This is a genomic window from Pseudomonas sp. NFACC13-1, from assembly GCF_900104425.1.
Classification (GTDB): domain Bacteria; phylum Pseudomonadota; class Gammaproteobacteria; order Pseudomonadales; family Pseudomonadaceae; genus Aquipseudomonas; species Aquipseudomonas fluorescens_AA.
Map to the genome: position 1 here is coordinate 141548 of NZ_FMXV01000009.1, position 12367 is coordinate 153914.

Consider the following 12367-nt stretch of genomic DNA (forward strand, 5'->3'; position numbering starts at 1 on the left):
GACGCGACCTTTTATTGGAGTTGTGCGGTTTTTATAGACTTGAAGAAACGTTTCAGCAAGCTTAAAAACAGCAATTACCTTAAAAAAGCATGACTACACGATCAGCAGCGTTTGTGGGAGCGAGCTTGCTCGCGATGGCGGTGGGTCAGATTGAGATGATGTTGGCAGGACAACCCCAATCGCGAGCAAGCTCGCTCCCACAGGGAATCGAGGGTGGCCCGGATTTCGTATTCACGGGGAATCAAACTGTGGGAGCGAGCTCGCTCGCGATGGCGGTGGGTCAGATTGGGATGATGTTGGCTGGGCGGCCTCAATCGCGAGCAAGCCCGTTCCCACTGAAAATCTCTGGGAGCGGGCTTGTGACAGGAGGCTTCAGCGGAACCGATCAACCTCTTGGCGCAGGTCCTGGGCCAGTTTTTCCAGTTCCTTGGCGGTGACCGCCAGGTTCGAGACCACCTGGCGCTGTTCGCTGTTGGCCATGGCGATGCTTTGCAGGTTGCTGCTGAGCAAGGTCGCAGTGCTGCTTTGTTCCTGGGTGGCGGTGGTGATCGCCGCGAATTGCTGGCCAGCCGAACGGCTCTGCTCGTCGATTCGCGCCAGGGCCGAGGCCACATTGGCGTTGCGCGCCAGGCCTTCCTGCATCAACAGGTTGCCCTGTTCCATCGTGCTGATGGCATTGCCGGTTTCCTGCTGGATGCTGTTGATCATGCTGGAGATTTCGTCAGTGGCCTGGCGAGTGCGGGACGCCAGGCTGCGGACTTCATCGGCCACCACGGCGAAACCACGGCCCTGCTCGCCGGCGCGGGCAGCTTCGATGGCCGCGTTCAAGGCCAGCAGGTTGGTCTGCTCGGCAATCGAGGTGATGACCCCCACGATGCCGCCGATTTCCTGGGAACGCTGGCCCAGGGTATTGATGACCGTGGCCGTGCTGTTCAGCGCGCCGGCGATTTGCTCCAGGGACGACGACGCTTCATCCATCGAGGTCCGGCCAATGCGGGTTTGCTGGGCGTTTTCCTGGGCCAGGCGCTCGGTGTTGCCCATGTTGTCGGCAATGTTCAGGGAGGTCGCACTGAACTCTTCCACCGCGCCGGCCATGCTGGTGATTTCGCCGGATTGCTGCTCCATGCCCTCGTACGCCCCGCTGGACAACCCGGACAGGGCCTGGGCGCGGCTGTTGACCTCCTGGGAGGCCTTGCGGATGTGCTCGACCATGGTCGACAGGGCCTCGCTCATCTGGTTGAAGGCACGGGCCAACTGACCGATTTCGTCATGGCTCGACACATTCAGGCGCACGCTCAGGTCGCCAGCACCCAACGCTTCGGCCTGGCGCACCAGATCCCCCAGTGGCGCCAGTTTGCTACGCAACAACCACATTGCCGAACCGACCGCCAACAGCATCGCCAGCAGGCTGCCAATGGCCAGTTGAATGCCGACGCTCCAGGTCACGGCGCGGATCTCGGTTTTCGGCATGCTCGCCACCACCGCCCACGGCCCGCCCTCGAACGGTACGGCAACGCTGTAGAAATCTTCGGCGGTATCGGCCCAGAACGCGCCCTTGCCCGGCTTTTTGATCAAGCCGGTAATGGTCGTGGTAGCGTTGTCCAGCGCCTGCACGCCGGCGGGCGGCACCAGCCATTTGTTTTGTTCGTCCAGCAGCGCCAGGGAGCCGGTCTGGCCGATACGGAAGCGCTTGAGGTTTTCGAACTGTGCGTTCTGCGCGTCGGTGTAATCGAAGCCTACGTACAACACGGCAATGATCTTGCCGCTGCTGTCGCGCACAGGCGTGTACTGCGACATGTAGAAGCGCCCGAAAAGCAGCGCCCGGCCAATGTAGCTCTGCCCACTGATCACCGGGCCGTAGGCGGGGCCGGCGCGGTCGAGCACGGTGCCGATGGCCCGCGTACCGTCCTGTTTGCTGACGGAGGTACTGACTCGGATGAAATCGTCGCCGCTGCGCACGAATACCGTGGCGACCCCGGCGGTCATCGCTTTGAAGTCATCCACTTCCTTGAAGTTGTTGTTCAACACTTCGCTACCCAGGCTCAAGCCAGGGGTTTGTACGCCCGCCACCGTCACCGGCTGGTCCGGATGCACGCTCAGGCCCGCGCTGAAGCGCTTTTCGAACAGGCCGGCCAACCGCTGGGTGCTCTCGCGCAGGGTGCTGTGGAACGTATTGAGCTGGTCGGCCATCAGGCGCGCTTCGCTGGCCAGGTGCTCTTCACGGGTGGCAAGGTTGGCAGCGTCCAGCGAACGCAAGGCGAAGACGGTACTGCCGGAGATCACGATCGCCAGTATCACGGCGAGGGCAAGGCCTAGCTGTGAGGCGATCCGGGCGCGGGGTTGAGACATGACGGCTCCTGGCCGAGAGACCGGATCATTCTGATCACGTCGCACGCTCGGCATTTTATTCGGGTGAGGTGTAAGTAGACCCTTTCTGAACGAGGGTTCCATGTTCACGGATTCGGCGGCAAAGCCAAATACTTGAGCGGTTTGCACGGATTAGTGCCAAGTGGCTAGCACGCCAACTTCAACGTTTCAGCTCAGACGTTGTACATCGGGCAGTTGCATGGCCTTGACCTCGCCTTGGAGGAAGTCGCTGAGCCGGCGCAAACGTTCACCTCCCGGCCGGGTTTTCGGCCAGACCAGGTAATAGTGTTCCCCACTGGCGACAGCCGTCGGCCATGGCAGGCTCAGGCGCCCTTGGGCAACGTCCTCGGCCACCATCAACAGGTCGCCCATGGAGACCCCATAGCCACGTGCGGCCGCGATCATGCCCAGCTCCAGGGTATCGAACACCTGCCCCCCCTTGAGCGAGACCTTGTCGGACAGGCCCATGCGTTGCAGCCAGTTGCGCCAGTCCCGGCGATCCGGCGTCGGATGCAGCAGTTCAGCACTGGCCAGCCGCGCCACGTCCCAGGGCTGATCGTTCAACAGGTTCGGCGCGCCCACCGGGATCAACTCCTCGGGGAACAGCAAACTGGCCTCCCAATCCGCCGGAAAATGCCCGTTGCCCAGCAACACGGCGCAATCGAAGGGCTCGACGTTGAAGTCCACCGAATCGATGTCCATCCAGGCACTGGTCAGTTGCACCTCGTTGCCGGGCTGCAAATGCCGGAAGCGACTCAGGCGCGCCAACAACCAACGCATGGTCAGCGTCGAAGGCGCTTTCATGCGCAGGATGCCGTCTTCGCCATGCAAGGTGTGGCAGGCCCGCTCCAGCGCCATGAAACCCTCGCGCACGCCCGGCAGCAGCAACCGCGCCGCCTCGGTCAACTGCAGGTTGCGACCGCTGCGCTGGAACAGCCGGCAGGCAAAGTGATCTTCCAGCGTGCGGATGTGCCGGCTGACGGCGCTCTGGGTGATCGACAGCTCTTCCGCGGCCCGGGTGAACGAGCTGTAGCGCGCCGCGGCTTCGAATGCTCGCAACGCATAAAGAGGAGGAAGACGACGGGACATCGCAAAAGCTCCATGGCGTGGTTCTGCAAACCCTACCAGAAACCCATCCAGCATGAGTTTTAATCATGCCAGCGATCTTTTTTATCCTTTTGTGCAATCCGCCGAGAGCGTCGAGAATCGTCGCTTTACTGCCTTGTTTGAACATGGAGTGTGATGATCATGCGGCATCCGGTGCGCACCGAACTCTGGGCCATCCTGCGGCTGGCGGGGCCGTTGATTGCCTCGCAGTTGGCGCACATGCTCATGGTGCTCACCGACACCGTGATGATGGCGCGCCTGAGCCCTGAAGCCCTCGCCGGCGGCGGGCTCGGGGCGGCCACCTATTCGTTCGTGTCGATCTTCTGCATCGGCGTGATCGCCGCGGTGGGCACCCTGGTCGCGATCCGCCAGGGCGCGGGCGATCTCGAAGGCGCCACCCGGCTGACCCAGGCCGGGCTTTGGCTGGCCTGGTTGATGGCGCTGATGGCCGGGTTGCTGCTGTGGAATCTCAAGCCCGTGCTGCTGATGTTCGGCCAGACCGAAACCAACGTGTTGTCCGCCGGCCAGTTCCTGCTGGCGCTGCCGTTCGCCCTGCCCGGCTACCTGAGCTTCATGGCCCTGCGCGGCTTCACCAGCGCCATCGGCCGGGCCACGCCGGTCATGGTGATCAGCCTCGGCGGCACGGTGGCCAACTTCCTGCTCAACTACGCGCTCATCACCGGCATGTTCGGCCTGCCAAAACTCGGCTTGATGGGCATCGGCCTGGTCACGGCCATTGTCGCCAACTGCATGGCCCTGGCACTGGCCTGGCACATCCATCGGCACCCGGCCTACCGTGCCTATCCGCTGCTGGATGGGCTGTCGCGGCCCAATCGCCAATACCTCAAGGAGCTGTGGCGCCTGGGCCTGCCGATCGGTGGCACCTATGCGGTGGAAGTCGGGCTGTTCGCGTTCGCCGCGCTGTGCATGGGCACCATGGGCAGCACGCCGTTGGCGGCCCACCAGATCGCCCTGCAAATCGTCTCGGTGGCGTTCATGGTGCCGGCCGGAATGTCCTACGCCATCACCATGCGCATCGGCCAGCACTACGGCGCCGGGCAGCTGTGGAGGGCGCGCCTGGCCGGTCGGGTCGGCATTGGTTTTGGCGCGGCCGCGATGCTGGCGTTCGCCATGGTGTTCTGGTTGTTGCCCCATCCATTGGTCGGCTTGTTCCTGGACCACGATGACCCGGCGTTCCACGACGTGATCAACCTGGCCGTAAGCCTGTTGGCGGTGGCGGCGTGGTTCGAGCTGTTCGACGGCACGCAAACCATCGCCATGGGCTGCATTCGCGGGCTCAAGGACGCCAAGACCACCTTCCTGGTGGGCCTGGGGTGCTATTGGCTGATCGGCGCACCGTCGGCGTGGTGGATGGCGTTCCACCTGAACTGGGGACCGACCGGTGTCTGGTGGGGCCTGGCCCTGGGGCTGGCCTGCGCGGCCGTGAGCCTGACGGCAGCGTTTGAATGGAAGATGAAGCGGATGATTCGCAGTGAGGCTGGGCAGCCCGGTTTCGAAGCCATTCAGGCCAAGTGAAATCCATCCCTTTGCGGGAGCGAGCTGGCTCGCGATAGCGGTGTGTCAGTCAAAATCGATGTGACAGACCTATTGCTATCGCGAGCAAGCTCGCTCCTACAAGGGTTTGCGTCAGACCACGACGTCGTGTGTGGACTGCTGATCACCCTCGAACGTCAAGTACTCAACCAGTTCCGGCAACGGCAACGGTTTGCTGATCAGGAAGCCCTGCACCTGGTCGCAACCGAAACCGCGTAGCAGGTCCAGTTGTTCCTGGGTTTCCACACCTTCGGCCACCACCTCCAGGTTGAGGTTGTGGGCCAGGTTGATCATGGCGTGCACCAGTTTGCGGTTCTCTTCGCGCTGCTCCATGCCGCCGACGAAGCTCTTGTCGATCTTGAGCAAGGCGATCGGCAGGCTGTTGAGGTGCACGAACGAGGAGAACCCGGTGCCGAAGTCGTCCAGGGAGAAGCGCACCCCCAGGCGGCCCAGGGCATCCATGGTCTGCTTGACCAGTTCGCTGCGGCGCATGACGGCGGTTTCGGTGAGTTCGAACTCCAGCCATTGCGCCTCGACACCCCGCTCGGCAATCAGCCGGCTCAAGGTCGGCAGCAACTGGCTGTCCTGGAACTGCCGGAACGACAGGTTGACCGCCATGTGCAACGGTGCCAGCCCCCGTTCGCGCAGGACCTGCATGTCCCGCAGCGCCCGGGAAATCACCCAGTAGCCCAACGGCACGATCAGGCCGCTCTGTTCGGCCAGTGGCACGAACTCACTCGGTGGCAGCAAGCCGCGTTCGCCATGACGCCAGCGCACCAGGGCTTCGAGGCCGACGATGTGGCCGCCATCGAGGTCCAGCCGCGGCTGGTAATGCAACTCCAGCTCGTCACGGCGCAGTGCCCGGCGCAGTTCGCTTTCCAGGTCGGCAAGGCTGCGGGCATTGCGATTGATGCGCTCGTTGAAGATATGAAAGGTGCAGCCCTGGGTGCTCTTGGCCTGCTGCATGGCGATGTGGGCATGCCACATCAGCGGATCGGCACCGGCCTGGGCGCGAGCATGGGCGACGCCCAGGCTGCAACCGATCAGCAGGCTTTCGCCGTCCACCCAATAGGGTTCGGCCAGGGCTTCGGTAATACGCTCGGCCATCCACTCGGCCCGTTGCGGTGCGCGGCGGGTGTCGATCAGCAACGCAAATTCATCACTGCCCAGCCGCGCCAATTGATCGCCGGCTTCGAGCGAACCCTTGAGCCGCGCCACCACTTGCAGGATCAAGCGGTCGCCGGCCTGGTGACCGAGGGCGTCGTTGGCGTGGCGAAAGTTGTCCAGGTCCAGGTGACCGAGGGCCAAGCCTCGGCCGTCGTTTTCCGCCAGGCGCGCCGCCAGCAATGTCTGGAAACCCTGGCGGTTGGCGATGCCTGTCAATGGATCCTGCTCGGCGAGGCGCTGCAGGGTGTTTTCCAGCACGCCACGCTCGCGCACATGGCGCAGGCAACGACGCAGGGTCGCGCTGTCGAGGACGTCACGCACCAACCAGTCGCTGGCACCATCGGGGGCAACCGCCGGCTCGTGCTCGAGCAGCAGGATGGTCGGCAGGCTGCAACGGCCCGGTGCCGGTTGCAACGCCGCAACGGTCAGCAACACCGCGTTGCGATTGTCTTCGAACAGGCTGCTGACGGACTCCCAGCTCGGGGCGCTGATCAACACGACCGAGGGCCCCAAGGGCACCAGGCACTCGCGCAGTATCGCTGACCACTCTGGCTCTTGGGCCAATAACAGCAAACGCAAGGGTTCGACAGGCGTTGACAAGCTGACTCCCTAGACTCTGCAAGGTGGTAGGCGCCGGGCATTATGACCTGCCGATGGGCAATGACCAATGCCAACGGTTCTCAAACACGCGCTTTCGGTGGTTTTTCCCGCTCGAAATGCTGCGCGGGACCCAATTGGTTCCCCATCCTGCGTGAAAGTGGCAGAAGCGGCAAATGACAATCCTGCGTGCGTCACAAGTCGGACAGAGCAGCACAATTCTCAGAGCCTGTTAAAATGCCGGCCCATTTCGCAAACGACTCCCTGACTCTGTCATGTCCCGACTCAATCCCCGGCAGCAAGAAGCCGTGAACTATGTCGGCGGCCCTCTTTTGGTGCTCGCCGGTGCAGGCTCCGGCAAGACCAGCGTAATCACCCGCAAGATCGCGCACCTGATCCAGAACTGCGGCATCCGTGCCCAATACATCGTCGCCATGACGTTCACCAACAAGGCCGCCCGAGAAATGAAAGAGCGGGTCGGCGGCCTGTTGCGCGCCGGCGAAGGCCGCGGCCTGACGGTCTGTACCTTTCACAACCTGGGCCTGAACATCATCCGCAAGGAGCACGCGCGGCTGGGCTACAAACCGGGCTTCTCGATTTTCGACGAGACCGACGTCAAGGCCCTGATGACCGACATCATGCAAAAGGAATACTCGGGCGACGACGGCGTGGACGAGATCAAGAACATGATCGGTTCCTGGAAAAACGACCTGATCCTGCCCGCCGAAGCCCTGGAGAACGCCCGCAACCCCAAGGAACAGACTGCCGCCATCGTCTACACCCACTATCAGCGCACCCTCAAGGCGTTCAATGCGGTGGACTTCGACGACCTGATCCTGTTGCCGGTCAAGCTGTTCCAGGACCACGCCGACATTCTCGAGAAATGGCAGAACAAGGTCCGCTACCTGCTGGTGGACGAATACCAGGACACCAACGCCAGCCAGTATTTGCTGGTGAAGCTGCTGATCGGCAAACGCAACCAGTTCACCGTGGTGGGCGACGATGACCAGTCGATCTATGCCTGGCGCGGCGCGCGGCCGGAAAACCTGATGCTGCTCAAGGACGACTACCCGTCGCTCAAAGTGGTGATGCTGGAGCAGAACTACCGCTCCACCAGCCGCATCCTGCGCTGCGCCAACGTGCTGATTTCCAACAACCCCCACGAGTTCGAAAAACAACTGTGGAGCGAGATGGGCCACGGCGACGAGATCCGCGTGATCCGTTGCCGCAATGAAGACGCCGAAGCCGAGCGCGTGGCCATGGAAATCCTCAGCCTGCACCTGCGCACCGACCGGCCGTACAGCGACTTTGCGATCCTGTACCGCGGCAACTACCAGGCCAAGCTGATCGAGCTGAAACTGCAGCATCACCAGATCCCCTATCGCCTGTCGGGGGGCAACAGCTTCTTCGGACGCCAGGAAGTGAAGGACCTGATGGCCTACTTCCGCCTGATCGTGAACCCGGACGACGACAACGCCTTCCTGCGGGTGATCAACGTGCCGCGCCGGGAAATCGGCTCGACCACCCTGGAAAAACTCGGCAACTACGCCACCGAACGCAAGATCTCGATGTACGCCGCCACCGATGAAATCGGCCTGGGCGAACATCTGGACAGCCGCTTCACCGATCGCCTGGCGCGCTTCAAGCGTTTCATGGACAAGGTCCGCGAACAGTGCGCCGGCGAAGACCCGATCGCGGCGCTGCGCAGCATGGTCATGGACATCGATTACGAGAACTGGCTGCGCACCAACAGCTCCAGCGACAAGGCCGCCGATTACCGCATGGGCAATGTCTGGTTCCTGATCGAGGCGTTGAAGAACACCCTGGAAAAGGACGAAGACGGCGACATGACCGTCGAGGACGCCATCGGCAGACTCGTGCTGCGGGACATGCTCGAACGCCAGCAGGAAGAGGAAGAAGGCGCCGAAGGCGTGCAGATGATGACGCTGCACGCTTCCAAGGGCCTGGAATTTCCCTACGTGTTCATCATGGGCATGGAAGAAGAAATCCTGCCGCACCGCTCCAGCATCGAGGCCGACACCATCGAGGAAGAACGGCGCCTGGCCTATGTCGGCATTACCCGGGCACGCCAGACGCTGGCCTTCACCTTCGCCGCCAAGCGCAAGCAGTACGGCGAAGTGATCGACTGCGCCCCCAGCCGCTTTCTCGATGAGCTGCCGCCGGACGACCTGGCCTGGGAAGGCAACGACGACACGCCGACGGAAGTCAAAGTCGTTCGCGGCAACAGTGCCCTGGCGGATATACGCGCGATGCTAAAGCGCTAGAATCGACTACTTTTTTTCAACGACTTCAGGCGCTGAAGGCGTCATCAGAGGAGGCTTCATGGAAGCCCTGCACCAGAAAATTCGTGAACAAGGCATCGTGCTTTCCGATCAGGTCCTGAAAGTCGACGCTTTCCTGAACCACCAGATCGACCCGCAATTGATGAAGCTGATCGGCGACGAATTCGCCGCGCTGTTCAAGGATTCGGGCATCACCAAGATCGTCACCATCGAAGCCTCGGGCATCGCCCCGGCGATCATGACCGGGCTGAACCTTGGCGTACCGGTGATCTTCGCCCGCAAGCAACAATCCCTGACCCTGACGGAGAACCTGCTGTCGGCCACCGTGTATTCGTTTACCAAGAAAACCGAAAGCACCGTCGCCATCAGCCCACGTCACCTGACCAGCAGCGATCGGGTGCTGATCATCGATGACTTCCTGGCCAACGGCAAAGCCTCCCAGGCGCTGATTTCCATCATCAAGCAGGCCGGCGCCACCGTCGCCGGGCTGGGGATCGTGATCGAGAAGTCGTTCCAGGGCGGCCGCGCGGAACTGGATGCCCAGGGCTACCGCGTCGAGTCGTTGGCCCGGGTGCAATCGCTGGCGGGCGGGGTCGTGACCTTCATCGACTGACCCAGTGCCCCCTGTGGGAGCTTGCTCGCGATAGCGGCGTACCTGTTACATAAAATGGGTCTGACAGACCGCCATCGCGAGCAAGCTCGCTCCCGCAGGGGTTTCAGGTTGATTGTTGCGCAGTAGCCTTGAGACCGGCCAGCAACAACCGCTGGAACAGCTCCTCCTTCAGCCCTTCAGGACTGGTCAGCTGCATCCGCTCCAGATGCCCGGCAAACTCCCAGGGCTCCGGCGCATCCAGCGCGGCTTTGCCCAACTCCAGGATCTCGGTGAGCTTGAATTTGCTCTTGAGCCAGTTCAGCGCCCGCAACAGGTCCCGCTCGACCCCATCGAAATCACAGCCCAGCGGGTATTCGGGAAACAGATTCGGATGCCGAGCCTGGATCGCCTGCAACCGCTCCGACGTGTTGTCGGCGAACCGTGGATCGAGGCGGAAATCCTTCGGCAACTTGCCGGCCTTTTGCGCCTGCTCGATCAGCCCGGGCTGGAAGCGTGAGTCGCTGATGTTCAGCAACGCCTCGATCACCGCGGCGTCGGTCTTGCCACGCAGGTCGGCGATGCCGTATTCGGTCACCACGATGTCGCGCAGGTGCCGGGGGATCGTGCAATGGCCGTACTCCCAGACGATGTTCGAGCTGATCTCGCCCCCGGCCTCGCGCCAACTGCGCAGCAGCAGGATCGAGCGTCCGCCCTCCAGCGCATGGCCCTGGGCAACGAAGTTGTATTGCCCGCCCACGCCGCTGAGCACCCGCCCGTCCTCCAACTGATCGGCCACCCCGGCCCCCATCAGGGTCATGGTGAAGACGGTATTGATGAAACGGGCATCGAGGCGCTGCAGGCGCTTGAGCGGTTCCTGGCCGTAGAGCTCGTTGATGTAACTGATGCGCGTCATGTTGAATTCGAGAAGACGGCTCTGCGGCAACTCACGCAGGCGCTCGTAAAAACTGCGCGGGCCGAGGAAGAAGCCGCCGTGTATGCAGATACCGTCGGGTTGTGCCGCCTCGTCGAGGGTCCCGGCGTTGGCTTGCGCCTGGGTCGGCTCGTCGGGGTAGACCTTGCGCCGGATGATCCCGGCCTCGGCCAGCACCAGCAAACCGTTGACGAACATTTCACTGCAACCGTACAGCCCTTTGGCAAACGGCTCGACCCCACCCTCTCGCTCGATCAGTTGCGCCCACTGGCTAAGGTTCAGGTCCGCCAGCAACGCCTGGTAACCGGCGTTATCGGCCTGACGCGCCAGCAGCGCCGCCGTCAACGCGTCGCCCATGGCGCCGATGCCGATCTGCAGCGTCCCGCCGTCGCGCACCAGGGTACTGGCATGTATACCAATCAGATGATCCTGGAAACCCACCGGCATGTTCGGCGTGGAAAACAGCGTGTGACTGTCCTTTTCGTCGACCAACAGGTCAAAAGCGTCGATGCCGACCTCCGCGTCGCCCGGCATGTAGGGCAAATCGTCGTGCACCTGGCCGACCAGGAGAATGGTCTCGCCGGCCGCCCGGCGCTTGGCGATCATCGGCAGCAGGTCGAGGGTGATGTCCGGGTTGCAGCTCAGGCTCAGGCGATCCGGGTGTTCCGGGGCGCTCGCCACCAGTTGCGCCACCAGGTTCAAGCCGGCGGCGTTGATGTCCCGGGCGGCGTGGCTGTAGTTGCTGCTGACGTAGCTCTGCTGGGCCGATGTACTGTGCAGCAGGCTGCCGGGCTGCATGAAGAACTGCTGGACGCGGATGTTGGCCGGCAGGCTGTCCTGGTGCAGATCGACCAGGTAATCCAACTCGGGATAGTCGCCAAAGACCCGTTCGACAAAGGGTTCGAGGAAGCGCTTCTGCAAACCATCGCCCAGGTTTGGCCGGCCCAGGCTCAGGGCGGTGTAGATCGTCAGCTGTCGCTCGGGCAGCTGTGCGATGCGCCGGTACAACGCGTTGGCGAACAGGTTGGGCTTGCCCAGCCCCAGGGGCATGCCGAGGTGAATATGCGCGGGCAGGCGCTCGAGCACGTCATCCACCGCCTGTTCGATTGAACACAACTGCACCATCGGACCCTCCGGGACATTCCATGAATGTGGGTTGGACCGAGCTTGCCGGGTCTTGGTTGCGATGAACAGTCCCATGAGGGGAAATTCTATCTGTAATCAGCTACTTGGAAGGGAGCATATAAAGCCCAAAACAATTGAATATTTCCAGCATTCAAAAAAATCCTACGCAACATCCTACAAACACCCAAGAAGCAAAGAATATTCTCACCTACAGATTGAGCACGCACTACTTAAACTCTTCAAAATTCACTCAATGTTATCGGCAGCCTCCGATTGATACTCATTGGAGGAGGATTAATATTTATTACTGAAAACATCAAAAAAAATCCAATAGTAAAAAACCGACCACTCATATCACCTTCAATCAATACAAAAGGAACACAAACATGAATACCTCCTGACATTCAACCTTTCACAACCGGCAAAGTCGCCCTCTGCACTTGACTCAGCTAATTACTTTAGAGGTATCCATATGCAAATTGATCTAAAAGCCATACAGAGCGCGAGGAAAATATTGCTCACTGACAGCACCCCGATTTTATCACTAGCTATTCAGGCTTATAGCAACCTAACTGCCGCATCAAGTGGGACACGGCCTTGCACAAGCTGCTGCTCCCAATGTTG

The 12367-nt window shown here is 61.6% G+C and carries 7 protein-coding genes; 3 read left to right on the plus strand and 4 right to left on the minus strand.

Translation table 11 applies throughout. The features are described from left to right. Window positions 1-372 precede the first annotated feature (372 nt). Both BLQ55_RS14130 and BLQ55_RS14140 read right to left on the minus strand, forming a co-directional pair. The gene (locus BLQ55_RS14130) at window positions 373-2349 is read right to left on the minus strand and encodes a methyl-accepting chemotaxis protein (RefSeq protein WP_092254498.1); all 1977 of its coding nucleotides are present in this window, start codon (window positions 2347-2349) and stop codon (window positions 373-375) included. Between the two features lie 186 nt (window positions 2350-2535). After that, on the minus strand, window positions 2536-3456 hold the full coding sequence (locus BLQ55_RS14140; RefSeq protein ID WP_092204747.1) for a LysR substrate-binding domain-containing protein: 921 nt from the start codon (window positions 3454-3456) through the stop codon (window positions 2536-2538). A gap of 159 nt (window positions 3457-3615) precedes the next feature. On the opposite strand from BLQ55_RS14140, the gene BLQ55_RS14145 reads away from it, so the two are divergent. After that, window positions 3616-5010: a NorM family multidrug efflux MATE transporter gene (locus BLQ55_RS14145; RefSeq protein ID WP_092254554.1), complete on the plus strand. Its 1395-nt coding sequence runs from the start codon at window positions 3616-3618 to the stop codon at window positions 5008-5010. Between the two features lie 111 nt (window positions 5011-5121). Here the strand turns inward: BLQ55_RS14145 and BLQ55_RS14150 are convergent, their stop codons facing one another. Beyond that, window positions 5122-6795, minus strand: a complete 1674-nt coding sequence (locus BLQ55_RS14150) for a putative bifunctional diguanylate cyclase/phosphodiesterase (protein WP_092204749.1) — start codon at window positions 6793-6795, stop codon at window positions 5122-5124. Window positions 6796-7067: 272 nt separating this feature from the next. On the opposite strand from BLQ55_RS14150, the gene rep reads away from it, so the two are divergent. Together rep and BLQ55_RS14160 are read left to right on the plus strand one after the other, a co-directional pair. Next, window positions 7068-9077 (plus strand): DNA helicase Rep, encoded by a 2010-nt coding sequence (gene rep, locus BLQ55_RS14155; protein ID WP_092254500.1) that lies wholly within the window; start codon window positions 7068-7070, stop codon window positions 9075-9077. 58 nt (window positions 9078-9135) lie between these two features. Then, window positions 9136-9708, plus strand: coding sequence for a xanthine phosphoribosyltransferase (locus tag BLQ55_RS14160; protein ID WP_014340844.1), 573 nt, complete (start codon window positions 9136-9138; stop codon window positions 9706-9708). A 103-nt stretch (window positions 9709-9811) separates the two neighbouring features. On the opposite strand, the gene BLQ55_RS14165 is transcribed toward BLQ55_RS14160, so the two are convergent. Further along, complete coding sequence (locus tag BLQ55_RS14165) at window positions 9812-11743, minus strand: acetyl-CoA hydrolase/transferase C-terminal domain-containing protein (RefSeq protein ID WP_092254503.1); 1932 nt, start codon at window positions 11741-11743, stop codon at window positions 9812-9814. Window positions 11744-12367: the final 624 nt, after the last annotated feature.

What these genes read in the sequence shown, in the direction of transcription:
- BLQ55_RS14165 (WP_092254503.1), bottom strand. Translation starts at nt 11,743, where the DNA reads ATGGTGCAGTTGTGTTCAATCGAACAGGCGGTGGATGACGTGCTCGAG.
- BLQ55_RS14145 (WP_092254554.1), top strand. Translation starts at nt 3,616, where the DNA reads ATGCGGCATCCGGTGCGCACCGAACTCTGGGCCATCCTGCGGCTGGCG.
- BLQ55_RS14160 (WP_014340844.1), top strand. Translation starts at nt 9,136, where the DNA reads ATGGAAGCCCTGCACCAGAAAATTCGTGAACAAGGCATCGTGCTTTCC.
- rep (WP_092254500.1), top strand. Translation starts at nt 7,068, where the DNA reads ATGTCCCGACTCAATCCCCGGCAGCAAGAAGCCGTGAACTATGTCGGC.
- BLQ55_RS14140 (WP_092204747.1), bottom strand. Translation starts at nt 3,456, where the DNA reads ATGTCCCGTCGTCTTCCTCCTCTTTATGCGTTGCGAGCATTCGAAGCC.
- BLQ55_RS14130 (WP_092254498.1), bottom strand. Translation starts at nt 2,349, where the DNA reads ATGTCTCAACCCCGCGCCCGGATCGCCTCACAGCTAGGCCTTGCCCTC.